This window comes from Pedobacter anseongensis (assembly GCF_037482965.1).
In the GTDB taxonomy this organism is placed as follows: domain Bacteria; phylum Bacteroidota; class Bacteroidia; order Sphingobacteriales; family Sphingobacteriaceae; genus Pedobacter; species Pedobacter anseongensis.
Genome location: NZ_JBBHKB010000001.1, coordinates 200,719 through 225,026 on the forward strand (window position 1 = coordinate 200,719; position 24,308 = coordinate 225,026).

The window sequence follows — 24,308 nt, forward strand, 5'->3', positions numbered from 1 at the left end:
ATAAAATTATCCTTCTATATTAAAAATAAAGATGAAACCTACCTTACTTATTCTGGCTGCAGGAATGGCCAGCCGTTACGGAAGCATGAAACAGATAGATGGCTTTGGCCCAAATGGGGAAACCATTATCGATTACTCCATATATGATGCAATTAAAGCCGGTTTTGGCAAAGTTGTATTTATCATTAAAGAAGAATTTGTAGAAAATTTTAAAGCCATTTTCGACCCTAAATTGAAAGGAAAAATTGAAACCGATTATGTGTTTCAGAATTTCGATCTAAAACAATTCGGTATCGACGAAGAAATCTACAGGGAAAAACCTTGGGGCACTGCACATGCTATTTTATCGGGCAGAACAGTTGTAAAAGAGCCATTCTGTGTAATCAATGCCGACGATTTTTATGGCTTCGATGCCTATAAAAAAATGGTCGACTTCTTAAACACAGAAGCAACAGATAGCAATTATTCTATTATCGGCTATCAGATTGGGAAAACGTTATCCGATTTTGGAGCAGTTTCTCGTGGTGTGTGTAAAGTAGATGCAAGCGGAAATCTGGAAGAAATTGTGGAACGCACTAAAGTTTACGAAGAAGATGGAACCATTGTGTTCGAAGAAGACGATAAAAAGTATCCTTTAGCTTTTGAAACACCTGTTTCTATGAATTTTTGGGGGTTTACACCCGCTGTTTTCAAGATTACCGAAGAATTATTTAAAGAATTTGCTTTGGCAAATAAAGACAAACCTAAAGCGGAGTTCTTTATTCCATTAATTGGAGAAAATTTAGTAAAAAGCAATACGGCTAGTTTTAAGGTGGTACCCACCTCAAATCAATGGTTTGGAGTTACCTACAAAGAAGATAAGCCTTTTGTACAAGCAAGCATCGATCAATTGATCAAAGATGGAGCTTATCCAGAAAAACTATGGAGCTAAATCTTGATGAAGAAATTTTTAAAGCATATGGCTTTAATGCTACTACACTAACCATACAACAAATAGGTTCGGGACATATTAACCGAACCTATTTGCTTTCTACCTTATCCGGAGAGAAATACATTCTTCAAAATATCAATACATCTGTTTTTAAAGACCCCAAGGCCATTGCTAACAACATTAAAGCGGTAGCTGATGAGTTAAGAGAAATTGATCCTGACTATCTGTTCCCTACACCTATTTCTACAGCTCATGGCGATTTAATGGTTCATCGCAACAAAGAATATTGGCGCTTGCTTCCCTTTGTAGCGGATACGGTTGCACTCGATACCCTTAGCTCACCTAATCAAGCATACGAAGCGGCCAAACAATTTGGGAAGCTTAATCGCCTACTTAACCACTTCAACACCTTGCACCTAAAGCCAACAATCCCAGGGTTTCATGATTTATCTTGGCGCTATGAGCAATTTATTGAAGCGTTAACTAAAACATCCGATCGATTAAAAAATAATGCTCAACGTGAAATTGATGTTGCTTTACGTCACCATTTCATTGTTGCTTACTACCATTCTTACGAAAATCGTAAAGATTTCCCCAACCGGGTGATGCATCATGATACAAAAATTAGTAATGTACTTTTAGATAAGGCGAACCATCATGGGATTTGCGTGATTGACCTAGATACTTTGATGCCGGGCAAATTCATTTCAGACTTAGGTGATATGATGCGTACCTACCTTTGTGCATTTTCAGAGAATGAAAAAGATCTTCAAAAAATAACTATCAGAATTCCCTATTTTAGAGCAACTATTGAAGGCTATTTATCGGAAATGGCATCGATTTTAACGCCGACCGAGAAAGAATTAATCTTATTTGCAGGTAAATACATCATTTACATGCAAGCATTGCGATTTTTAACCGATTATCTAAACGGTAGTATATATTATCCGATTTCTTATCTTGAACAAAATCTAGATCGGGCTAAAAATCAATTTAAATTGTTGAGTGAATTGTTCGAAAACGAGAAAATTTTACAAGATATAATTGAAGAATGTTTATCTTCATTATAATTTAAATTAACATGTCTCAAATCCATAATGAATTAAAAAAAGAATTTCAAATAGAACGGATGATTCTATTTACTGATGCCGTTTTTGCAATTGCAATTACTTTGTTGGTGATAGAAATCAAACCACCTCATATTCATGCTGGTATGAGCAATAATGAAATTTTAAGTCAATTATCCGATTTAACGGAGCTCTTTATTGGCTTTATTGTGAGTTTTTTTGTCATCGCCATTTATTGGCGTTCTCACCATCGCTTATTTTCATTTATAAAAGACTATAACGACAAGCTTATCTGGCTAAATTTTCTATTTCTATTTACGATTATCTTAATGCCTTTCAGTTCGGCCTATTACAGCGAGCATTTTGGTTATAACATTCCTTTTTACTTTTATTGTTGTAATGTTGCGGCTACAGGTTTTGCTAATTATGCATTACTATCCTACATCATTAAACACAGAGGTAAAATAGCAGAGGGTTTTGATGAATTAAGAAATAGACAGTTGGCAAGGTGGAGGACTTTAATTGTACCTTCGGTTTTTATCCTAGGAATTTTAACTACTATGGTTCTTCCTGCGAAAATAGGAACGTTAAGCAGGCTATTACCAATGCTTATTTGGCCAGCATTAACCATTTTAAATAAAGTTTACGCCACAAAGTCGAAAAAAGTAAATACTTCGGCTAAAAGAGTAAAAACCTCATAGGGTTTTTACCGACCAAGTTTACAACCAACAAAAAAAGCGTTGCTGAACTTAATCAACAACGCTTTTTTATATTCCAAGATTAAAGACTATTTCTTGTCTTCGTCTTTCACTTCTTCAAAATCAACATCAGTAACTGTATCGCCACCTTGACCTGCATCAGCTTGTGGAGCACCTTCTTGAGGGGCACCCTCTTGACCAGCTTTGTACATTTCTTCTGAAGCAACGTTCCAAGCATTTTGCAATTCTTCTTGAGCTGCATCGATATCCGCAAAGTTACGCGCAAGGTGAGCTGCCTTTAATTTCTCTAAACCAGCTTCGATTGGTGCTTTTTTATCAGCAGATAACTTATCACCAAATTCTTTTAATTGTTTTTCAGTCGAGAAGATTAACGCATCAGCACCATTAATTTTATCGGCTTCTTCTTTTTGCTTAGCGTCTGCTTCAGCATTTGCTTCTGCTTCTTCTTTCATTTTTTTGATTTCATCATCCGTTAAACCAGATGAAGCTTCGATACGAATTTTTTGCTCTTTGCCAGTCGCTTTATCTTTTGCGCTTACATGTAAAATACCGTTCGCATCGATATCAAAAGCAACTTCTACTTGAGGCACGCCACGAGGTGCTGGTGGAATTCCGTCTAAAATGAAACGACCAATGGTGCGGTTCTGAGCTGCCATAGGGCGCTCGCCTTGCAAAATATGGATTTCTACAGATGGCTGGTTATCAGCTGCAGTAGAGAAAGTCTCTGCTTTTTTAGAAGGAATGGTTGTATTTGCTTCAATTAATTTAGTCATTACACCACCCATGGTTTCAATACCTAAAGAAAGTGGAGTAACATCTAATAATAATACATCTTTAACCTCACCAGTTAATACACCACCTTGAATAGCAGCACCAATAGCTACCACCTCATCAGGGTTTACTCCTTTACTTGGCTCTTTACCAAAGAAAGCTTTAACCGCTTCTTGAATTGCAGGAATACGCGTAGAACCACCAACTAAGATAATTTCATCGATATCACCCACTTTTAGTCCTGCATTTTTCAAAGCAGATTTACATGGATCAATGGTACGTTTAATTAAATCACCAGCCAATTGTTCAAATTTAGCACGACTTAACGTTCTAACTAAGTGTTTTGGTCCGCTAGCATCGGCAGTAATATAGGGCAAGTTGATTTCTGTAGAAGTTGTGCTCGATAACTCAATTTTAGCTTTTTCAGCAGCTTCTTTTAAACGTTGTAACGCCATTGGATCTTTGCTCAAATCCATTCCGTTTTCGGTTAAGAATTCTTGCGCTAACCAATCAATAATAATGTGGTCAAAATCATCACCACCTAAGTGTGTATCACCATCGGTAGATTTTACTTCGAATACACCATCGCCTAATTCCAATACAGAAACGTCGTGTGTACCACCACCGCAATCGAACACTACAATTTTCATGTCTTTATGCGCTTTATCTAAACCATAAGCTAAAGCAGCCGCAGTTGGCTCGTTGATGATACGTTTAACCGTTAAACCAGCAATTTCACCAGCTTCTTTTGTTGCTTGACGTTGCGCATCGTTAAAATATGCAGGAACAGTAATCACCGCTTCCGTTACTTCTTGGCCTAAGAAATCTTCAGCCGTTTTTTTCATTTTCTGCAAAATCATAGCAGAAATTTCTTGTGGAGTATATTTACGATCGTCTATTTCTACACGAGGCGTATTGTTGTCACCTTTAATTACTTTATAAGGTACTCTGCCTACTTCTTTCGAAACTTCGGCAAAGCTAGATCCCATAAAGCGTTTAATAGAATAAATTGTTTTTGTAGGGTTCGTTATCGCCTGACGTTTAGCAGGTTCACCCACTTTACGCTCGCCGTTTTCTGCAAAAGCAACAATAGATGGCGTTGTACGTTTACCCTCACTGTTGGCTATAACTACAGGTTCGTTACCTTCCATTACAGAAACGCAAGAGTTTGTTGTTCCTAAGTCTATACCAATTATTTTTCCCATTTTATTTTTAATTTTACTTTTAAATTTTACTGTTTACAAGCTTAATAACAAGCAATGTGCCAATTAGGTTTTGGCAGGAATTCTAGAGGGTTGACTGTTAAAATAGGATAAATGTAGGGTTTTGGCGCTGACACGTTGGCAGAATGGCGGTTTTCAGTTTACCATTTTGAATGGACAGACAATTGGAAAAGCAAAGTCTGTAGGGCTTGGGTTATAACGGCTCTTCTGTTCGCTTTACTTTGTGCTCGCTACCATAAGGTTTAAGCTCGCTAAACTTATCTATCCTTCAATTACTTATAAAGTTAAATTTTTCTTGGTCATACCGACACATTACAACCATAAAATACAGTCTTAATTCTCTAAATGCCTTAATGTTAAAAACGCTGCATTATATAAAATTTCACCGTTGTAAAAAACTATAGTTCCACTAACCGCTCCAAATGATGATACCCAATCCCAAAGTAAGCCTTGGTGTCTTTTATTTTTTGTAAAATCTCTTTCTGCGCCTCACTCTCTAAACTCCGAACTCCCGACTCCAAACTTTTCTTCACCCCCACTACCAACACATTCTTTGGCGTATGCGCATCCGAGATAAACTCAAACACCTTCGTTTTATACCCAAAATACTCCAAAATCAACGCCCTAATACCATCCGTAACCATTTCGGCCTGGCGCTCTAAGAAAATTCCATATTTCGTTAAAAAAGAAACATCATTCTTAACTTTATGCTTTTCGATTTCTCTTCTAATTTGTTTATGGCAACATGGAGCCACAACAATTAATTCCGCTCCTGCTTTAATGCCTTTATAAATGGCATCGTCAGTAGCCGTATCGCATGCATGAAGAGCAATCAACAAATTAATATCTTTAACCTGATAATCATCTATCGTACCTTGTACGAAATGCAACTGATCAAATTTAGATTCTGCAGCAATACCATTGCACAAATTCACTAAATCTTCTCGATATTCTACACCCGTAACTTTTGCAGTTAAATTTAACTGCTTATGCAAATAATCATACAAAGCAAAGGTTAAGTAGCCCTTGCCCGAACCCATATCTGCCACATTTTTTATCGTTCCTTCAGGTAATTCCTTTATCAGAGAACTTAGAATTTCTATATATTGATTAATCTGTTTGTACTTATCTTGCGCGTTTTTAAACACATTACCTTCAGCATCGCTAATTTTTAAGGCACGTAAATAGGCATTTCCAACTGGCTTAATGATGCGCTTTTTTTCCTTATCATGGGTAGTAGAAACGGATAAAGCATTAACATTCTTTTTAGAACGAATTAAAATCTCTCCTTTTTTACTGTGTTCGATGATGGTTTCTTCTTCTGTAGTAAACAAGGTGCAAACCTTAAAATCGTTACTCACATACTGCATTACCTTAGCCACACCATCTTCGATTCCAAAATTTTTAAAAATATCTCTCGTTTTATAGCGATAATTAAAGGAAAGCATGTCTTTACGCTTAATTAAAACCTTTCTTACATACATATTTTTCAATTCATTATCGTTGCCTTGATAATTACCAAGTGAAAGTTTTATAAAGTTATTCTTAGCAATAGCTGTCTTTAATCGCTCATTGAACTGTGCTAAAATATCAGCGTTTCCCATATATATAAATCGATTTAGTTAACATTAAGGCTACATTTGAAAAATACCTAGCTTAACGTTTCCATTTCACAAAATTAAGCTTTAAATTAGGTAATCGTTAAAATTCTAACCATTTATAATGAGTGATTTTCAAATAAAAAAATCGTCTACTGTATATGATGCCATTGTTGTGGGTTCAGGAGCAGGTGGCGGGATGGCTGCCTATGTGTTGGCAAATGCCGGACAAAAAGTGTTAATGCTCGAAGCCGGGCAATATTTCGATCCAAAAATTGACTCACATCAATTAAAATGGCCTTGGGAATCGCCCAGAAGAGGTGCGGGCACCACCCGTCCATTTGGCGATTTTGATGCCTCTTATGGAGGATGGGAGTTAGAGGGCGAACCTTATACCAAGAAAGATAAAACCGAATTCGACTGGTTCAGGTCGCGTATGTTGGGTGGCCGTACAAACCACTGGGGTAGAATATCACTCCGCATGGGCCCAGATGATTTTAAGCCAACAGATGGTCTAACAGATGCTTGGCCAATTACCTATGATGATGTGAAACCCTTTTACGATAAGGTAGATCGGATGATTGGAATATATGGGACGGTTGAAGGGATAAAAAATGAGCCAGATGGCATTTTCATGAAACCACCAAAACCAAGGCTAAACGAACTTTTCATTAAAAAAGGAGCTGAAAAGGCAGGTGTAACGGTAATTGCTGGAAGAGGTGCCGTGATGACAGAATCGATTAAAGGAAATAATGAGCGTCAACCTTGTTTCTATTGCGGTCAGTGCGGAAGAGGATGTAAGGTATACGGCGATTTTTCGGCATCATCGTGTTTGGTTATCCCGGCAGTAAATACCGGTAATCTAACAGTGATCACCGATGCCATGGTAAGGGAAGTAATCACCAATAAAGATGGATCAGCTAAAGGTGTTTCATATGTAAACCGCAAAGATTTACAAGAGTACCAAGTAACTGCAAAATTGGTAATCTTAGGAGCAAGTGCCTGCGAATCGGCTAGAATTCTCCTAAACTCAAAATCTTCTGCCCATCCAAACGGCCTGGCAAATAATAGTGGAGTGGTAGGTAAATACCTGCACGATTCTACTGGAGCAAGCGTTTCGGGCTTTTTACCTCAACTTATGGACAGAAAGCGCTATAATGAAGATGGTTTGGGAAGTATTCATATTTATTCCCCATGGTGGCTTGATAATAAGAAATTAGATTTCCCACGTGGTTATCACATCGAATATGGGGGTGGCATGCGTATGCCATCTTACGGATTTGGTGGCGATGTGCCTAAAATAAATGGGTTGGTTCCTGGTAAAGATGGAAAAATGAAAGATGAAGGAGGGTATGGCGCAGCATTGAAAGATGACTATCGTCGCTTTTATGGAACTGGAGTAGGGATGGCTGGTCGCGGTACAGCAATTGCCCGAGAAGATAATTATTGCGAAATCGACCCGAATGTGGTCGACAAGTTCGGAATTCCAGTGTTGAGATTCCATTACAAATGGGCAAACGAAGAAATCCTCCAAGCAAAGCACATGCAAGAAACTTTCTTATCGATCATGAAAGAAATGGGAGGCATTGTTACTTCAACTATTCAAGGCCCGGAAACGAACTATGGTTTATTAGCTCCAGGAAAAATCATCCACGAGGTAGGCACCATCCGCATGGGCGACGATCCTAAAAAATCGGCCTTAAACAAATATTGTCAGGCACACGATTGCAAAAATCTATTTGTAGTTGATGCAGGCCCATTTGTACAACAGGGAGATAAAAATGCCACGTGGACCATTTTAGCACTGGCCATGAGAACGGCAGAATATATTTTAGCAGAAAAGAAAAAACAAAACTTAGCGTAGTATGAATAGACGTGAATCTTTAAAGGCATTAGGCCTTACCGCATTAAGTACAACTGTATTAGTTGGCGCCTGTAAATCTACAGGTGATAAAGAAGAAACAGCAGCAGCTGGAAAAGAAGCTGGTCGTGAGCCATGGGAAACCGAACGTGATGCCAAACTAAAAGCGGAAACTTTTTTCACCAAGCATGAAATGGCTACGATAACCGTTTTGGCTGATATTATTATTCCAAAAGATGCCGTTTCGGGAAGTGCTTCAGAAGCCAAAGTACCAGAATTTATCGAATTTATTGTGAAAGATATGCCAGATCATCAATTGCCCATGCGTGGCGGATTAAAGTGGTTAGATCTTCACTGTTATCATCGTTATGAGAAGTCTTTCATTGATGCTTCTGCTGCCGAACAAATCTCCATTATTGATGAGATTGCCTATCCTAAAAAAGCGAAACCAGAAATGCAGGCGGGCGTAGCATTCTTTAACAAAATGAGAAGCTTAACGGCATCAGGTTTTTACACTACTGAAATGGGCGTGAAAGATATTGGTTATGTAGGGAATTCGCCTAATCAATGGGAAGGTATACCGGCTGATGTGCTAAGGCAGTATGGAATGGAAGGTGTGAAAATATAAAAAAAAACAATGATAAGTAATCACGAAATAGACTATCGAATTTTCGGAGAAGAAATGCAATATGTTGAGGTAGAACTCGACCCCAATGAAACTGCCATTGCAGAAGCTGGTGCATTTATGATGATGGATGACGGTATCCAAATGCAAACCATTTTTGGAGATGGAAGTCAGCAGCAAGAAGGATTATTAAATAAACTATTTAGCGCTGGAAAGAGGCTCTTGGTAGGCGAAAGTTTATTTATGACTGCTTACACTAACCTTGCCCAAGGAAAAAAACGGGTTAGTTTTGCCTCACCCTATCCAGGCAAAATCATTCCACTCGATTTACAGATGTTAGGCGGCAAGATCATTTGTCAGAAAGACGCTTTTCTCTGTGCCGCAAAAGGTGTGGCAATTAGCATCGAATTTCAGCGTAAATTAGGTACGGGGCTTTTCGGTGGCGAGGGTTTTATTATGGAGAAATTAGAAGGCGACGGAATGGCCTTTGTACATGCTGGTGGCCACGTTTTTGAAAAGCAATTACAATATGGCGAAACCATTAGAGTGGATACAGGGTGTATTGTTGCCTTTACAAGAGAAATTAATTATGATATTCAATTTGTAGGGGGAATTAGGAATACTATTTTTGGTGGTGAAGGTGTGTTTTTTGCTACCCTGAGTGGCCCAGGAAAAGTATGGATACAAACCTTACCCATCAGTCGTTTAGCAAGTAGAATACTACAGTTTGCTAATGGTTCTAGAAAAGAAGAAGGAAGTTTATTGGGTGGACTTGGAAACTTACTTGATGGCGATGGTAGATAAAACCGAAACTAATAAAAAAGAAAACCCTTTAGAATTTTTCTAAAGGGTTTTAAATCCTAAAATCTTACAATCCTAGTTTATGCTTTCGGAGCTTCTTCTTCGTCAGTCGATGCTTCAGGAGTAGCTTCTTCAGTAGCAGGAGTTTCTTCAACAGCCTCAACAGCTGGCGTAGCTTCTTCTTCAACTACAACTGCATCTTCAACTACAGCTTCAGCTTTTGGAGCTTTAGCATCAGCGGCAGGAGCGTCAGCTTTTTTTGACGATTTACTTCTACCTCTACGTGTAGTTTTCTTCTCAGCAGCAGCAGTATCTTGACCATACACTTCGTTGTAATCAACAAGTTCAATTAATGCCATTTCAGCGTTATCACCTAAACGGTTGTTTAATTTGATAATACGAGTATAACCACCTGGACGGTTGGCAACTTTTGCAGCTACATCACGAAACAATTCTGTAACTGTTTCTTTGTCTTGTAAGTAAGAGAATACAATACGACGAGAGTGCGTAGTATCGTTTTTTGATTTTGTAATAATTGGCTCAACATATACACGTAAAGCTTTTGCTTTCGCTAAAGTAGTTGAAATTCTCTTGTGCTTGATTAGTGATGAAGCCATGTTAGCCAACATCGCTTTTCTATGTGATGTAGTTCTGCCTAAATGGTTGTGTTTTTTACCGTGTCTCATTTTTTGTTTTGTAAAGTGTATACCGTCTCTTTGAACTTAATCTGAGGGAATTATACACAGTGAAAAAATACGCCAGCGCATAGCGCTGAGCGATTGTATTTACTCTTCGTCTAACTTAAATTTAGACAAGTTCATTCCAAACGATAATTGTTTAGATTTAACTAGTTCTTGAATTTCAGTTAACGATTTTTTACCGAAGTTTCTGAATTTTAACATATCAGCAACATCGTAAGAAACTAAATCAGCTAAAGTACGAATATCAGCTGCTTTTAAGCAGTTTAACGCACGTACAGAAAGATCTAAATCAACCAATTCAGTTTTAAGGATTTTACGCATGTGTAAAATTTCCTCATCAACTTCTTTTGTTTCTTCTTTAGCTTGCGATTCTAATACTAAATTCTCATCAGAGAACAACATAAAGTGCTGGATTAAAATCTTAGCTGCTTCTTTCAAGGCTTCCTCTGGATGGATAGATCCATCAGTAGAAATATCTAGGATTAATTTCTCGTAATCTGTTTTTTGCTCAACACGATAGTTTTCGATCGTGTATTTTACATTTTTCATTGGGGTAAAAATCGAATCGATTGCAATTACACCAACTACAGTATCCGTAATTTTATTCTCTTCGGCAGGAACATAACCACGTCCTTTATTAATGGTTAATTCAACCTCTAAAGTAACAGATTTCTCCATGTTACAAATTACGAAATCAGGGTTCAACACCTCGAAATTGTTAGAGAATTTAGTAATATCGCCAGCCAAGAATTGATCCTGACCATTAACAATGATGAATACTTTTTCTGAATCTCCAGAATCGCCAACTTTCTTAAAACGAACTTGTTTTAAGTTTAAGATGATTTCTGTTAAATCTTCTACAACACCTTTCATGGTAGAAAATTCGTGAGAAACGCCAGAAAAACGAATACTTGTGATGGCAAAACCTTCTAATGAAGAAAGCAAAATTCTTCTTAGGGCGTTACCAATTGTTACACCGAAACCGGGCTCTAAAGGACGAAATTCAAATTGACCATCGAAATCAGTTGATTTCTGCATGATTACCTTATCGGGTTTCTGAAATGCTAAAATTGCCATTTATAATGTTTTTAGATCGTAATTAATGTTGTGTAACGTAAAAAAGTTAAAGCCACTAGGGCTTTAACCTTATTGATTACTTCGAGTAAAGCTCGACGATTAAGTTCTCTTTAATGTTTTCTGGGATTTCATCACGGTTAGGATAAGTTAAAAACTTACCTGATAACTCGCTAGCATTCCAATCTAACCAATTAAATTTATTGATCATTCTTCCTGCTACAGAATTTGTAATTGCCTCTAATGTTTTAGATTTCTCGCGAACTGCAACTACATCGCCAGCTCTTAACTGATATGATGGAATATTTACAACCTCACCGTTAACAGTTACGTGCTTATGGCTAACCAATTGACGAGCACCTGAACGGGTTGGAGCAATACCTAATCTGTATACTGTATTATCTAAGCGCGCTTCTAATAATTGTAATAAATTATCACCAGTAATACCTTCGCGTGATGACGCTTTGGTAAATAAGTTACGGAATTGTTTTTCTAACACACCATAAGTGTATTTTACTTTTTGCTTTTCCATTAACTGTACTGCGTACTCAGATTGTTTTCCTCTTCTTTTCGAAGCGCCATGTTGGCCAGGAGGATAATTTTTTCTATCTAATACTTTGTCAGGGCCAAAAATTGGCTCTCTGAACTTACGCGCGATTTTGGACTTCGGTCCGGTATATCTTGCCATTGTTTGTGATTTTAAAGTATCATCCCAACTTAAATCGGGAGACTCTTAGCTTTAAAAATTAATTAATTGATTAAACTCTTCTTTTCTTAGGAGGGCGGCATCCGTTGTGAGGAAGTGGAGTAATATCTTTAATAGATGTTACTTCGATACCTGCTACCTGTAAAGTTCTGATGGCCGACTCACGACCCGATCCTGGACCTTTAACAAATACTTCTACTTTACGTAAACCTAAGTCAAACGCTACTTTACCGCAATCAGAGGCCGCTTGTCCAGCAGCATATGGAGTGTTCTTTTTAGAACCTTTGAAACCCATTTTACCTGCTGAAGACCACGAAATAGTTTGACCATTGTTGTTTGTTAAGGTAACAATGATGTTGTTGAACGTAGCATTGATGTGTGCCTGACCAACAGACTCAATAACAACAATACGTTTTTTGGTAACTTTTTTAGTTTTAGCCATTTTTTCTTTTAGATTTTAGATGTGAGACTTGAGACTTTCTCCGCCTCGGCACTCTACATCCTAATTTTTATCTTAATATTCCAAGTAATTCTTATAAAAAGAATTACTTATCAGTTATTATTTAGTAGCTTTTTTCTTGTTTGCAACTGTTTTTCTCTTTCCTTTACGGGTACGAGAGTTGTTTTTGGTACGTTGACCACGAACAGGTAATCCTTTTCTGTGACGCAAACCACGGTAACATCCAATATCCATTAAACGTTTAATGTTCAATTGAACTTCCGAACGTAAAGCACCTTCTACTTTGATACCATCGTTGATAATTGTACGAATTGCTGATAACTCATCATCAGACCAATCTTGTACTTTTTTATTGAAATCTATCCCTGCTTCAGTTAAAATATTCTGAGCAGTTGCTTTACCTATTCCGAAGATATAAGTTAATCCGATCTCTCCTCTTTTGTTTCTTGGTAAATCAATACCTGAAATCCTTGCCATATTTGTGTTTTTGTTTAGAAGAACGATCGAACGGCGGGCCACCGTTGTGCGAATACGTTCAATTTTTTAATTATCCCTGACGTTGCTTAAACTTCGGATTTTTCTTGTTGATTACGTAAAGTTTACCTTTACGGCGAATAATCTTACAATCAGCGCTACGTTTTTTAATTGATGACCTAACTTTCATTATAATATTTATTTATATCTATAAGTGATTCTACCCTTTGATAAATCGTAAGGCGACATCTCTAATTTAACTTTATCTCCAGGTAAAATTTTGATGTAGTGCATCCTCATTTTTCCTGAAATATGAGCAATAATCTCATGGCCATTCTCTAGTTCAACCCGAAACATGGCATTTGATAATGCTTCTCTTATTACTCCGTCTTGCTCAATTGAGGCTTGTTTAGCCATATTATCTTGATTTTTACTTAATTAGCTGCCATTAAACAGGGTTGCAAAATTAAATAAAAATTTTTACTTTTTTATCTTTTTTATCTGTTATTTTTTTATTTCTTTTAATTGCCAGTTAAGTCTTACTAAATTTAAATGATCATTTAAATTTAGACGAGTCTTTTAAAACTTCTTCAATCAACGAAAATGTAGATAAAACATCTGCTTTTCCCTTTTTGATAGCAACCGTATGTTCGAAATGAGCAGATGGTTTATTATCAATTGTGGTAACCGTCCACCCATCCGACCAAAATTTCACTCCAGCTTTACCTGCATTAATCATCGGTTCAATAGCAATCACCATCCCCTCTTCCAACTTAATTCCACTTCCCCTCTTACCATAATTAGGCACTTCCGGTTTCTCGTGCAATTTTACGCCAACTCCATGTCCTACCAGTTCTCTAACCACACCAAATCCATTTGTCTCAGCATGATGTTGTACTGCAAAAGCAATATCACCTATCCTCATTCCTACTACTGCTTTTTCAATAGCAAGATTTAAACACTCTTGGGTTACTTTAGCTAATTTCTGTTTCTCAGAATCCACTTCTCCAATTGAAAAAGTATATGCTGAATCCCCGAAATAGTTGTTTTTAATTACTCCACAATCTACAGAAATCAAATCTCCCTCTTTAATCACATGATCGTTAGGGAAACCGTGTACCACTTGCTCATTAGGCGAAATGCAAAGTGAATTCGGGAACCCACCATAATTTAAAAAAGCAGGTATTGCACCATGATCCTTAATAAATTCAAATGCCATTTTATCTAACGAAAGCGTTGTAACCCCTGGCTTAATGATTTTGGCCACCTCAGCCAGGGTTTTAGAAACAAGTAAAGAACTTTCTCTTATTAATTCGATCTCTTCCAGAGATTTATAATAAATTTTAGACATATCAATTATTAGCTAATTAGCAAATTTGATAATAGCTAATTATAACGGAGCAGGACTACCACCAGCAGCAGGAATTCCTGTACGACCGGTAACTCTACCTGTTTTCATCAAACCATCATAGTGACGCATTAAGAGATAACTCTCGATCTGCTGTAAAGTATCTAATACTACCCCTACTAAAATTAATAATGAAGTACCACCAAAAAAGTGTGCAAATTCTTGCTGAATGCCAAACTTAACCGCTAACGAAGGTAGGATCGCAATAATTGCTAAGAATAACGAACCTGGGAAGGTAATCTTAGAAATTACGTCATCTATAAAAGTAGAAGTTGCCAAACCTGGCTTAATGCCTGGGATAAAGCCACCATTCTTCTTCATATCATCAGCCATTTGTGTTGGATTAACTGTAATTGCAGTATAAAAGAAAGTAAATGCAATAATCAAAAACGCGAATGTTAAACTGTATGTCACCGAAGTGATATCGCTATACTGGTGCAACCAACTATCCTGTAAAGACGGAATTACACTAATCAACGCATTTGGAATAAACATTAAGGCTTGAGCAAAAATGATTGGCATTACACCAGCTGCATTCACTTTCAAAGGAATGTACTGTCTAACACCTCCAACTTGTTTGTTGCCAACAATTCGTTTCGCGTATTGCACTGGAACTTTACGTACGCCCTGAACAATAAGAATAGTGAACATCACAACGGCAAACAAGGCAACCGTTTCTAATACAAGCATAATCAACCCGCCGTCGTTACCGGTAAATCTCGATTGAATTTCTTGCTTTAAAGCGATTGGTAAACGTGCAATAATACCCACCATAATAATGATTGAAGTACCATTACCAATTCCCTTATCCGTTATTTTCTCACCTAACCACATTACAAACAAGGTGCCAGCAGTTAATACAAATCCTGATAACACATAAAACATTGTGTGATCGATCATGATAGCCGTCTCAGGCACTTGAGTTCTCACGTAACCAACAGCTTGTACAGCGGTAATGGCAACGGTGAGGTAACGTGTAATTTGAGTTAGTTTTTTTCTGCCACTCTCTCCTTCTTTTTGCATTTTTTGGAAAGAAGGTACTGCAATACCTAATAACTGAACCACAATAGATGCAGAGATATAAGGCATCACACCTAAAGCTAGAATTGACACTTTCGAGAAAGCACCACCAGCAAACATATCTAATAAACCTAATAGGCCACTTTTTTGGGTATTAACTAACTGAGCAGGATCTACACCAGGTAGAACCACTTGACAAACGAACCTGTAAATTACAAGAATCATTAACGTAAATAAAATACGTTCCTTTAATTCTTGAATTTTCCAAATATTACTTAAAGTAGTAAATAGCTTCTTCATTAATTACAATTTTACGATTGAGCCTCCAGCAGCTTCGATAGCTTTTTGCGCAGTTGCAGAAAAAGCATGAGCTGTAACTTCTAACTTAGCTTTAACTTCACCACGACCTAAGATTTTTACTAAGTCGTTTTTAGATGCCAAACCATGCTCTTGTATAGCAGCAAAGTCGATACTTGTTAAGTTAAATTTCTCAGCTAGATTTTGAAGTACATCTAGATTAACGCCAACATATTCAGTGCGGTTAATAGGTTTGAAACCTACTTTAGGCACACGACGTTGCAATGGCATTTGACCACCTTCGAAACCAATTTTAGTAGAGTGACCTGAACGTGAACCAGCTCCTTTATGACCACGCGTAGATGTACCACCACGACCAGAACCTTGACCACGACCAATTCTTTTAACTTTTTTTACAGACCCTTTTGCAGGTTTTAAATTACTTAAGTTCATTCTTTAAACTTGTTGTGTTGCCCCTTCGCTTTCACTAATCAGGAAACAACGATAAATAAAATTAGGTCTACTCCGCAAAGAGCAGACCTTTAAAATTATATAGCTTCAATCGCTATTAAGTGATTAACTTTTCTAACCATCCCAATAATGGCAGCGTTAGCCTCAACTTCAACACTTTGGTTCATTTTAGTTAAACCTAATGCTTTCATTGTTCTTTTTTGGCGTTCGCTTCTATCGATAATGCTTTTTACTTGGGTTATTTTAATTTTAGCCATGATCTTATCCGTTAAAAACTTTGTTTAAATCTACACCACGGTGCTGAGCTACCGTATAAGCATCACGCATTTTAGTTAAAGCATCTACTGTTGCTTTTACCACGTTGTGTGGATTTGATGAACCTTTTGATTTTGCTAATACATTATGTATACCAGCACTCTCTAATACTGCACGCATTGCACCACCAGCAATTACACCGGTACCTACAGCTGCTGGTTTAATTAGAACGAAACCACCAGAAAATTTACCGATTTGCTCATGAGGAACCGTGCCATGCAAAATTGGAACTTTTACCAAATTCTTTTTCGCATCATCAATTCCTTTTGCAATCGCTTCTGTAACCTCTTTCGCTTTACCTAAACCATAACCAACCACACCTTGCTCATCACCTACCACTACGATAGCTGAAAAGCTGAAAGTACGACCACCTTTGGTTACTTTGGCAACACGTTGTATGCTAACTAATCGATCTTTCAACTCGATTTCGCTAGTCTTAACTCTTTTTATATTGATAGTTGACATCTTACCTTTTCTTAGATTAAAATACTAAACCAGCTTCGCGGGCACCTTCTGCCAACGATTTAACACGACCATGGTATAAATAACCATTTCTGTCGAAAACAACTTCTTTTACACCAGCCGCAATTGCTTTTTCGGCAACTAATTTGCCTACAGCTACTGATTGTTCAGATTTGTTTCCTTTACCAGTAAAATCTTTAGATAAAGATGATGCTGAAACTATTGTATTACCAGTTACATCGTTAATAATTTGAGCATAAATACCTTTATTGCTTCTATAAACGGATAAACGTGGACGGCTTTCAGAACCTGTAAGTCTTTTTCTGATACCTTTTTTTATACGATCTCTACGAGATAATTTTTTTCCTGCCATTTTGATTATTTTTTAGAAGCTGATTTACCTGCTTTTCTTCTTAACACTTCACCAACAAACTTGATACCTTTTCCTTTGTAAGGCTCTGGTGCGCGTAACGAGCGGATTTTTGCTGCTACCTGACCAATTAATTGCTTGTCAATACTTTCTAAAATGATTTTTGGAGTCTGACCTTTTTCTGATGTGGTGGTTACTTTAATTTCTTCCGGTAATTGGAATACATAATGGTGAGAATAACCTAAAACTAAATCCAAAGTATTTCCTTGGTTAGTAGCACGGTAACCCACACCTACTAATTCTTGCTCGATTTTAAAACCATCTGTTACTCCAACAACCATGTTATTGATTAAAGAACGATATAAACCATGTAAGGCTTTATGTCTTTTTTGCTCTGATGGACGTTTAACAGTTAAAACGCCTTCTTCTTGGCTTATAATAATATCACTATCTACCGCTTGAGTTAATTCTCCTTTTGGGCCTTTAACGGTTACCACATTATCTTTCGATACAGTAACTGTAACACCTGCAGGGATATTAATCGGATTTTTTCCTATTCTTGACATTGTGCTATCCTCCTTTAATTAATAAACGTGACACAATACCTCACCGCCAATGTTTAATTTGGCTGCTTCTTTATCGGTCATTACACCTTTAGAAGTAGATAAGATTGCGATACCTAAACCATTTAATACTCTTGGCATGTTATCCACACCAGCGTATTGTCTTAAACCTGGTTTGCTGATACGAGTTAACGTACGAATTGCCGAGATTTTAGTAATTGCATTGTATTTTAATGCAATTTTAATCACACCCTGAACGGTTGTGTCTTCAAACTTGTAGTTTGCAATGTAACCTTTGTCGAAAAGTACTTTAGTAATTTCTTTTTTTAGGTTAGAAGCAGGAATCTCTACAATTCTGTGATTTGCCTTAATGGCATTTCTTACTCTTGTAAGATAATCCGCTATTGGATCTGTATTCATTATTGTTGAATTGTGATAGTGGTATCCAAGGAGTCACCCGACTTTTGGACCTGCTATCGGTTAATAATCTTTTTTTACGTTATACGCTAAAGAGCCATAAGCTGTAAGGGCTGCAAAAATACAACTTACAACTTATAACTCCAAACTTATACCTTCTTTATTACCAGCTTGCTTTTCTAACGCCTGGTATTTTACCTGCTAAAGCCATCTCACGGAAAGTAACCCTAGAGATACCAAAGGTACGCATGTATCCACGAGGACGACCAGTTAATTTACAACGATTATGTAAACGTACTGCTGATGAGTTTTTTGGTAACTTATCTAATCCTTCGAAATCACCTGCAGCTTTTAATTCTGCACGCTTGTCTGCATATTTAGCAACTAATTTTTGACGCTTTACTTCGCGAGCTTTTACACCTTCTTTTGCCATTATTGCTCTGTTTTTTGATTTTTAAACGGTAATCCAAATTGTTTTAAAAGTTCCAATGCTTCAACATCGTTAGTAGCAGAAGTTACAAATGTAATATCCATACCTAAAATCTTGTTGATTTTGTCAATGTTAATCTCCGGGAAGATAATTTGCTCAGTTATACCTAATGTATAATTACCTTTTCCATCGAAACCTTTATCATTGATACCTTTGAAATCTCTAATACGCGGCAAAGCTACGGAAATTAATCGATCTAAAAACTCATACATGTTATTATCGCGTAAAGTTACACGTACACCTACTGGCATGCCTTTACGTAATTTAAAGTTTGAGATATCTTTTTTAGATTTTGCACCTACAGCTTGTTGACCAGCAATGGTCGACATTTCTAAGATAGAGCTATCCATAACTTTCTTATCAGTTACAGAATAACGGCCAACACCTTGGTTGATGGCAATTTTCTCTAATTTTGGAACCTGCATTACGCTTTTGTAATTGAACTTATCTTTAAGTGCAGTTACAATTTCCTCTTTATATTTGCTTTTTAATCTTGGTACGTATGCCATTATTTGATTTCCTCCCCTGATATTTTAGCAACTCTAACTAATTTTCCGTCAGCGTTTAATTTACGACCAACACGGGTAGTTTTACCAGTTTTAGGATCAACCAACTGTACGTTAGAAATATGAAGAGCAGCTTCTTTTTTAATAATACCACCATTTGGAGTGGCAGCATTTGGTTTTGTATGTTTTGAAACAAGATTAATACCCTCTACAATAACTCTGCTTTTCGCAACAATTACTTCTTGTACTTTACCTTGTTGGCCTTTTGAATCGCCAGCGATCACCTTTACTAAATCTCCTTTACGGATCTTTGCCTTGGCCTGTGTTACTTTATTTTTCATATTATAATACCTCCGGTGCTAATGATACAATTTTCATGAATTGTTTTTCACGCAGTTCTCTAGCTACCGGGCCAAAAATACGTGTACCACGTGGCTCGTCTTGAGCATTTAACAATACTGCTGCATTGTCGTCAAAACGAATGTAAGAACCGTCCTTACGTCTGATTTCTTTTTTAGTTCTTACTACAACTGCTTTAGAAACTGTTCCTTTTTTAATGTTACCAGATGGCAAAGCGCTTTTTACAGTAACAACAATTTTGTCACCTATAGAAGCATATCTTTTGCCAGTCCCACCAAGTACACGGATAACCAATACTTGTTTTGCGCCGCTATTGTCGGCTACGTTTAATCGTGATTCCTGTTGTACCATCTTATTTAGCTCTTTCTAAAATTTGTACCAATCTCCAGTTCTTGTTTTTGCTTAGCGGACGAGTTTCTTGTATCAATACCGTATCACCGATACCACATTCGTTTTTCTCGTCGTGAGCCATAAATTTGGTAGTTTTCTTAACAAACTTACCATAAATCGGGTGTTTCACTTTACGTTCTACCGCCACAACAACAGACTTGTCCATTTTGTTGCTTACTACCAACCCTGTTCTTGTTTTTCTTAATTGTCTTTCCATTTCGACTCTAAAGTTATTTAGTTTCAGTTGCAGACTGCGCTTTAAGCTTAGTCAATTCAGTAGTTAATCTTGCGATATCTTTTCTTACCTTAGTGATACGGGCAGGATTTTCGATAGCCGAAATTGTATGAGCAAATTTTAACTTTACTAAGTTTTCTTTTTCTTCTGCAATTTTAACTACTAGGTCTTCTTTTGAAAGTCCTATGATTTCTGAGTTCTTCATTTTATTAATTTTTATGTTTGGGGCGTCTAGCGGTTATAACAACAAGTTATTTATAACATTGATCCCAAATCTCTTTTATGCTTCTACGTAATCTCTACGTACTACAAATTTTGTTTGAATTGGTAATTTTTGAGCGGCTAATCTCAATGCTTCTTTAGCAATTTCTAAAGGAACACCTTCTGCTTCAAAAATAATACGTCCGGGTCTAACAACAGCTACCCAATATTCTGGAGCACCTTTACCTTTACCCATACGTACTTCAGCTGGTTTTTTAGTTACCGGTTTATCCGGGAATATTCTAATCCAAACTTGACCTTCACGTTTCATGAAACGAGTTACCGCAATACGGGCTGCCTCTATCTGGCGACTTGTAATCCAAGTGGCCTCTAAAGATTTAATCCCGAAAGAACCGAATGACAATTCAGCACCACGAGTTGCTAAACCTTTCATTCTGCCCTTTTGCATCTTTCTGAACTTCGTTCTTTTTGGCTGTAACATTTTATTTTAATATTATCGTTAAACGATCTGTTAACTATTTGCGTGGGCCTCTATTGGCGCCACCACCTTTATTATCTCTTCCTGGGCCATTTTGACCTGGACGACCGGCACCACCTGGGCGCTTGTCATTCCTTCTGTCGCCACCGCCTCTGTTATCTCTACCGCCATCACGGCCACCGAATGCACCTTGAGGTCTGTCGCCACCTTTGCCTGGGGCATTGCTGGCAGCTCCAATGTTTGGAGAAAGATCACGTTTACCGTAAACTTCACCTTTACAGATCCAAACTTTAACACCTATTTTCCCATAGGTTGTTAATGCTTCCGCCAATGCATAATCAATATCTGCACGGAAGGTGTGCAAAGGAATTCTTCCTTCTTTATATTGTTCGTTACGAGCCATCTCAGCACCACCTAAACGACCAGAAGTCATTATCTTGATACCTTCTGCACCCATACGCATTGTTGATGCGATAGTAGATTTCATTGCTCTACGGAAAGAGATTCTAGCCTCTAGTTGTTTCGCAACACCTTCTGCAACCAATTGCGCATCAAGCTCAGGGCGTTTTATCTCAAAAATGTTAATTTGAATTTCCTTTTTAGTCAATTTCTTTAACTCTTCTTTGATTTTATCCACCTCAGCTCCTGCTTTTCCAATTACGATACCGGGACGCGCAGTGTGGATAGTAACGGTGATACGTTTCAACGTACGTTCGATTACTACTTTAGCTACACCGCCTTTTGCGATACGTGCTGACAGGTATTTTCTTATTTTTTCGTCTTCAACTAATTTATCAGCATAGTTGTTGCCTCCGAACCAGTTAGAATCCCATCCTCTGATGATTCCTAACCTGTTACCTATTGGATGTGCTTTTTGTCCCATGTTTATGAATTAGTTTGTGTTTCAACGTTTTTACTATCTACTACTAAGGTAACGTGGTTTGAACGCTTACGTATTCTGTAACCACGACCTTGTGGTGCTGGTCTAAGTCTCTTTAACTGACGACCACCGCCTACCATTATCGTTTTCACGTATAATTGGTTTTCCTCAGGGCGAGAACCTTCATTTTTAGCTTCCCAATTTTTGATGGCAGATAACAAAAGTTTTTCAACTCTAATTGCTGCTTCTTTATTGGTGAATTTCAAAATGCTTAATGCTTTCTCAACACGCTCACCTCTGATTAGATCTACAACCAAACGCATTTTACGTGGTGAGGTTGGACAATTGTTTAATTTCGCTAGTGCTTCCATCTCTTAATTATTTTTTCTTATCAGAGTGACCCCTAAATGTTCTGGTTGGAGCAAATTCTCCCAACTTGTGACCAACCATGTTTTCTGTTACGTATACCGGAATAAATTTATTACCGTTATGTACTGCAAATGTATGACCAACAAAATCTGGTGATATCATTGATCTACGAGACCAAGTTTTGATCACAGACTTTTTGCCTGAATCATTCATAGAGACAACTTTTTTCTCTACGTTATGGTCAATATAAGGTCCTTTTTTTATCGAACGAGCCATTATTTCTTCCTTTTCTCTATGATGAAACGATTTGAGTATTTTTTAAGTGAGCGGGTTTTGAAGCCTTTAGCGTAAACTCCGTTTCTTGAACGAGGCTGACCTCCTGAAGAGCGTCCTTCACCACCACCCATTGGGTGATCTACCGGATTCATCGCTACTGGACGAGTTCTAGGACGGCGACCTAACCAACGGCTACGGCCTGCTTTACCTAATACTTCATTAGCGTGATCTGAATTAGAAACTGCACCAATTGTTGCTAAACAGGTAACTAAGATAGATCTTACTTCGCCTGATGGCATTTTAATGGTTGCATATCGACCATCTCTAGCTGCAAGTTGTGCATAAGCACCAGCACTACGTGCTAATTGAGCACCTTTACCAGGATGAATTTCTAAATTGTGTACAATAGATCCCAAAGGGATATTTGCCAACGTTAATGTGTTACCTACTTCTGGAGTAGCTTTTTCACCCGAAAGCAATGTTTGTCCTACTTGCAATCCCTCAGGTGCAATAATGTAGCGCTTCTCACCATCAGCGTAATGCAATAGTGCAATACGTGCGGTACGGTTTGGATCGTATTCAATAGTAGCTACAGTAGCTGGAATATCAAACTTATCACGTTTAAAATCAATTAAACGGTAAGATTTTTTATGACCACCGCCAATGTAGCGCATCGTCATCTTTCCTGTATTGTTACGACCTCCCGATTTCTTAGAAGATACAACCAATGATTTTTCGGGCTTGGTTGCTGTAATCTCCGTGAAGCTTGCGCCTACCCTAAAACGGGTTCCGGGAGTGACTGGTTTAAATTTTCTTAAGCCCATAGTTATAATTATATTCGTATTAAATATTTGCGTAATAATCTATTGTTTCACCATCTTTCAAGGTTACAATAGCTTTTTTGTATTTCGGACTACGTCCCGACACTAAACCACCTTTAGTGTTTCTTGATTTAGCTTTACCATCAACTACCATTGTATTCAATGCCACGATGTTAACGCCATACATTTTTTCGATGGCAGCTTTAATCTGCAACTTATTAGCTCTGTGATCTACTCTAAAAGTAAAACGGTTAGCTTTTTCAGTTAATGCAGAAGCTTTTTCAGTTAATATTGGTTTTTGTAAAATTTCCATATTACTTGGCAAATGCCTCCTCCAATGTTTTAAGCGAATCAGCCGTTAATAAAAGTTTACCTGCATTTAATACATCGTATGTATTTAAATCTGCTGCAGTAATAACTTTAGTTTTCTGAATGTTTCTGCTTGATAAATAGATATTGTTATTTTGAGTAGGTAAAACTAATAATGTTTTCTCTCCAGCTAAATTTAATGCATTAACCAAATCGATATAGTTTTTAGTTTTAATGCTATCAAAAGTAAAATCTTCTAATACGACCACGTTGTTATCAATTGCTTTATAAGATAAAGCCGATTTACGAGCCAATGATTTTAATTTTTTATTCAATTTAAAACTGTAATCTCTTGGTTGTGGACCAAAAACACGACCACCGCCATTAAATAATGGAGATTTAATGCTTCCGGCACGCGCACCGCCAGTACCTTTTTGTTTGTATAATTTACGGGTAGAACCTGCAATTTCGTTACGTTGTTTAGACTTGTGCGTTCCTTGACGTTGGTTAGCCAAATATTGCTTTACATCTAAATAAATCGCATGGTCACTTGGTTGGATACCAAATACCGACTCAGAAAGTTGCACCTTGGCACCTGTCTCTTTTCCTGAAATGTTTACTACTTTAACTTCCATCTG

At 37.4% G+C, this 24,308-nt stretch carries 36 protein-coding genes; 6 read left to right on the top strand and 30 right to left on the bottom strand.

What is annotated here, in order from left to right; genetic code table 11:
* Positions 1-31 precede the first annotated feature (31 nt).
* The 3 genes from WG904_RS00915 to WG904_RS00925 are packed head-to-tail and all read left to right on the top strand — an operon-like array spanning position 32 to position 2,699.
* The gene (locus WG904_RS00915; RefSeq protein ID WP_339577421.1) at positions 32-931 is read left to right on the top strand and encodes a nucleotidyltransferase family protein; all 900 of its coding nucleotides are present in this window, start codon (positions 32-34) and stop codon (positions 929-931) included.
* On the top strand, positions 922-2,001 hold the full coding sequence (locus WG904_RS00920; protein WP_339577422.1) for a phosphotransferase enzyme family protein: 1,080 nt from the start codon (positions 922-924) through the stop codon (positions 1,999-2,001). Before WG904_RS00915 ends, WG904_RS00920 begins: the two co-directional genes overlap by 10 nt.
* Before the next feature lie 11 nt (positions 2,002-2,012).
* Positions 2,013-2,699 carry a TMEM175 family protein gene (locus WG904_RS00925; protein ID WP_339577423.1) on the top strand — a complete coding sequence of 229 codons (687 nt, stop codon included), beginning with the start codon at positions 2,013-2,015 and terminating at the stop codon, positions 2,697-2,699.
* An 86-nt stretch (positions 2,700-2,785) separates the two neighbouring features.
* On the opposite strand, the gene dnaK is transcribed toward WG904_RS00925, so the two are convergent.
* Together dnaK and WG904_RS00935 are read right to left on the bottom strand one after the other, a co-directional pair.
* Positions 2,786-4,693 carry a molecular chaperone DnaK gene (gene dnaK, locus WG904_RS00930; RefSeq protein ID WP_339577424.1) on the bottom strand — a complete coding sequence of 636 codons (1,908 nt, stop codon included), beginning with the start codon at positions 4,691-4,693 and terminating at the stop codon, positions 2,786-2,788.
* Positions 4,694-5,109: 416 nt separating this feature from the next.
* Positions 5,110-6,315, bottom strand: coding sequence for a class I SAM-dependent methyltransferase (locus WG904_RS00935; RefSeq protein WP_339577425.1), 1,206 nt, complete (start codon positions 6,313-6,315; stop codon positions 5,110-5,112).
* A gap of 118 nt (positions 6,316-6,433) precedes the next feature.
* On the opposite strand from WG904_RS00935, the gene WG904_RS00940 reads away from it, so the two are divergent.
* The 3 genes from WG904_RS00940 to WG904_RS00950 are packed head-to-tail and all read left to right on the top strand — an operon-like array spanning position 6,434 to position 9,599.
* Positions 6,434-8,173, top strand: a complete 1,740-nt coding sequence (locus WG904_RS00940; protein WP_339577426.1) for a GMC oxidoreductase — start codon at positions 6,434-6,436, stop codon at positions 8,171-8,173.
* 1 nt (position 8,174) lies between these two features.
* Positions 8,175-8,798, top strand: a complete 624-nt coding sequence (locus WG904_RS00945; RefSeq protein WP_339577427.1) for a gluconate 2-dehydrogenase subunit 3 family protein — start codon at positions 8,175-8,177, stop codon at positions 8,796-8,798.
* Positions 8,799-8,807: 9 nt separating this feature from the next.
* Positions 8,808-9,599 carry a TIGR00266 family protein gene (locus WG904_RS00950; RefSeq protein WP_431844403.1) on the top strand — a complete coding sequence of 264 codons (792 nt, stop codon included), beginning with the start codon at positions 8,808-8,810 and terminating at the stop codon, positions 9,597-9,599.
* 77 nt (positions 9,600-9,676) lie between these two features.
* Here the strand turns inward: WG904_RS00950 and rplQ are convergent, their stop codons facing one another.
* The 28 genes from rplQ to rplD form a co-directional block, all read right to left on the bottom strand.
* Positions 9,677-10,282 carry a 50S ribosomal protein L17 gene (gene rplQ, locus WG904_RS00955; protein WP_339577428.1) on the bottom strand — a complete coding sequence of 202 codons (606 nt, stop codon included), beginning with the start codon at positions 10,280-10,282 and terminating at the stop codon, positions 9,677-9,679.
* A 99-nt stretch (positions 10,283-10,381) separates the two neighbouring features.
* A complete protein-coding gene (locus WG904_RS00960; RefSeq protein WP_090992908.1) occupies positions 10,382-11,374 on the bottom strand; it encodes a DNA-directed RNA polymerase subunit alpha in 993 nt (330 codons plus the stop codon).
* Between the two features lie 76 nt (positions 11,375-11,450).
* The gene (gene rpsD, locus WG904_RS00965) at positions 11,451-12,059 is read right to left on the bottom strand and encodes a 30S ribosomal protein S4 (protein WP_339577429.1); all 609 of its coding nucleotides are present in this window, start codon (positions 12,057-12,059) and stop codon (positions 11,451-11,453) included.
* Between the two features lie 70 nt (positions 12,060-12,129).
* Positions 12,130-12,519, bottom strand: a complete 390-nt coding sequence (rpsK, locus tag WG904_RS00970; protein ID WP_339577430.1) for a 30S ribosomal protein S11 — start codon at positions 12,517-12,519, stop codon at positions 12,130-12,132.
* A 117-nt stretch (positions 12,520-12,636) separates the two neighbouring features.
* Positions 12,637-13,014 carry a 30S ribosomal protein S13 gene (gene rpsM, locus WG904_RS00975; protein WP_339577431.1) on the bottom strand — a complete coding sequence of 126 codons (378 nt, stop codon included), beginning with the start codon at positions 13,012-13,014 and terminating at the stop codon, positions 12,637-12,639.
* Positions 13,015-13,084: 70 nt separating this feature from the next.
* Positions 13,085-13,201, bottom strand: coding sequence for a type B 50S ribosomal protein L36 (gene ykgO, locus WG904_RS00980; RefSeq protein ID WP_082434884.1), 117 nt, complete (start codon positions 13,199-13,201; stop codon positions 13,085-13,087).
* Between the two features lie 8 nt (positions 13,202-13,209).
* Entirely contained in the window at positions 13,210-13,428 is a 219-nt protein-coding gene (infA, locus tag WG904_RS00985) for a translation initiation factor IF-1 (protein WP_008244555.1), read from the bottom strand.
* 139 nt (positions 13,429-13,567) lie between these two features.
* A complete protein-coding gene (gene map, locus WG904_RS00990; RefSeq protein WP_339577432.1) occupies positions 13,568-14,362 on the bottom strand; it encodes a type I methionyl aminopeptidase in 795 nt (264 codons plus the stop codon).
* Between the two features lie 39 nt (positions 14,363-14,401).
* Positions 14,402-15,739: a preprotein translocase subunit SecY gene (gene secY, locus WG904_RS00995; protein WP_339577433.1), complete on the bottom strand. Its 1,338-nt coding sequence runs from the start codon at positions 15,737-15,739 to the stop codon at positions 14,402-14,404.
* A 3-nt stretch (positions 15,740-15,742) separates the two neighbouring features.
* Positions 15,743-16,189, bottom strand: coding sequence for a 50S ribosomal protein L15 (rplO, locus tag WG904_RS01000; RefSeq protein WP_090992914.1), 447 nt, complete (start codon positions 16,187-16,189; stop codon positions 15,743-15,745).
* Positions 16,190-16,284: 95 nt separating this feature from the next.
* Complete coding sequence (gene rpmD, locus WG904_RS01005; RefSeq protein ID WP_339577434.1) at positions 16,285-16,464, bottom strand: 50S ribosomal protein L30; 180 nt, start codon at positions 16,462-16,464, stop codon at positions 16,285-16,287.
* A gap of 4 nt (positions 16,465-16,468) precedes the next feature.
* Positions 16,469-16,987, bottom strand: a complete 519-nt coding sequence (rpsE, locus tag WG904_RS01010) for a 30S ribosomal protein S5 (RefSeq protein WP_055130468.1) — start codon at positions 16,985-16,987, stop codon at positions 16,469-16,471.
* A 16-nt stretch (positions 16,988-17,003) separates the two neighbouring features.
* Positions 17,004-17,357, bottom strand: coding sequence for a 50S ribosomal protein L18 (gene rplR / locus WG904_RS01015; protein WP_339577435.1), 354 nt, complete (start codon positions 17,355-17,357; stop codon positions 17,004-17,006).
* Positions 17,358-17,362: 5 nt separating this feature from the next.
* Positions 17,363-17,920 carry a 50S ribosomal protein L6 gene (gene rplF, locus WG904_RS01020; RefSeq protein ID WP_339577436.1) on the bottom strand — a complete coding sequence of 186 codons (558 nt, stop codon included), beginning with the start codon at positions 17,918-17,920 and terminating at the stop codon, positions 17,363-17,365.
* 18 nt (positions 17,921-17,938) lie between these two features.
* Positions 17,939-18,337 (bottom strand): 30S ribosomal protein S8, encoded by a 399-nt coding sequence (gene rpsH, locus WG904_RS01025; RefSeq protein ID WP_090992919.1) that lies wholly within the window; start codon positions 18,335-18,337, stop codon positions 17,939-17,941.
* Between the two features lie 160 nt (positions 18,338-18,497).
* Complete coding sequence (rpsN, locus tag WG904_RS01030; protein ID WP_339577437.1) at positions 18,498-18,767, bottom strand: 30S ribosomal protein S14; 270 nt, start codon at positions 18,765-18,767, stop codon at positions 18,498-18,500.
* Complete coding sequence (gene rplE / locus WG904_RS01035; RefSeq protein ID WP_090992921.1) at positions 18,767-19,333, bottom strand: 50S ribosomal protein L5; 567 nt, start codon at positions 19,331-19,333, stop codon at positions 18,767-18,769. The genes rpsN and rplE overlap by 1 nt, the downstream gene beginning before the upstream one ends.
* Positions 19,333-19,671 (bottom strand): 50S ribosomal protein L24, encoded by a 339-nt coding sequence (gene rplX, locus WG904_RS01040; RefSeq protein WP_339577438.1) that lies wholly within the window; start codon positions 19,669-19,671, stop codon positions 19,333-19,335. The genes rplE and rplX overlap by 1 nt, the downstream gene beginning before the upstream one ends.
* 1 nt (position 19,672) lies before the next feature.
* Complete coding sequence (rplN, locus tag WG904_RS01045; RefSeq protein ID WP_041878524.1) at positions 19,673-20,041, bottom strand: 50S ribosomal protein L14; 369 nt, start codon at positions 20,039-20,041, stop codon at positions 19,673-19,675.
* Between the two features lies 1 nt (position 20,042).
* Positions 20,043-20,297 (bottom strand): 30S ribosomal protein S17, encoded by a 255-nt coding sequence (gene rpsQ, locus WG904_RS01050; protein WP_055130475.1) that lies wholly within the window; start codon positions 20,295-20,297, stop codon positions 20,043-20,045.
* Between the two features lie 13 nt (positions 20,298-20,310).
* The gene (gene rpmC / locus WG904_RS01055) at positions 20,311-20,520 is read right to left on the bottom strand and encodes a 50S ribosomal protein L29 (RefSeq protein ID WP_339577439.1); all 210 of its coding nucleotides are present in this window, start codon (positions 20,518-20,520) and stop codon (positions 20,311-20,313) included.
* Between the two features lie 75 nt (positions 20,521-20,595).
* Positions 20,596-21,018, bottom strand: coding sequence for a 50S ribosomal protein L16 (gene rplP / locus WG904_RS01060; protein WP_090992924.1), 423 nt, complete (start codon positions 21,016-21,018; stop codon positions 20,596-20,598).
* A 34-nt stretch (positions 21,019-21,052) separates the two neighbouring features.
* The gene (gene rpsC / locus WG904_RS01065) at positions 21,053-21,898 is read right to left on the bottom strand and encodes a 30S ribosomal protein S3 (protein WP_339577440.1); all 846 of its coding nucleotides are present in this window, start codon (positions 21,896-21,898) and stop codon (positions 21,053-21,055) included.
* Positions 21,899-21,900: 2 nt separating this feature from the next.
* On the bottom strand, positions 21,901-22,266 hold the full coding sequence (gene rplV / locus WG904_RS01070; RefSeq protein ID WP_339577441.1) for a 50S ribosomal protein L22: 366 nt from the start codon (positions 22,264-22,266) through the stop codon (positions 21,901-21,903).
* 7 nt (positions 22,267-22,273) lie between these two features.
* Positions 22,274-22,540 (bottom strand): 30S ribosomal protein S19, encoded by a 267-nt coding sequence (gene rpsS, locus WG904_RS01075; RefSeq protein ID WP_055130480.1) that lies wholly within the window; start codon positions 22,538-22,540, stop codon positions 22,274-22,276.
* A complete protein-coding gene (rplB, locus tag WG904_RS01080; protein ID WP_339577442.1) occupies positions 22,540-23,364 on the bottom strand; it encodes a 50S ribosomal protein L2 in 825 nt (274 codons plus the stop codon). Before rplB ends, rpsS begins: the two co-directional genes overlap by 1 nt.
* 19 nt (positions 23,365-23,383) lie before the next feature.
* Positions 23,384-23,674, bottom strand: a complete 291-nt coding sequence (gene rplW / locus WG904_RS01085) for a 50S ribosomal protein L23 (protein ID WP_090992928.1) — start codon at positions 23,672-23,674, stop codon at positions 23,384-23,386.
* Between the two features lies 1 nt (position 23,675).
* The gene (rplD, locus tag WG904_RS01090) at positions 23,676-24,305 is read right to left on the bottom strand and encodes a 50S ribosomal protein L4 (RefSeq protein WP_339577443.1); all 630 of its coding nucleotides are present in this window, start codon (positions 24,303-24,305) and stop codon (positions 23,676-23,678) included.
* Positions 24,306-24,308 lie beyond the last annotated feature (3 nt).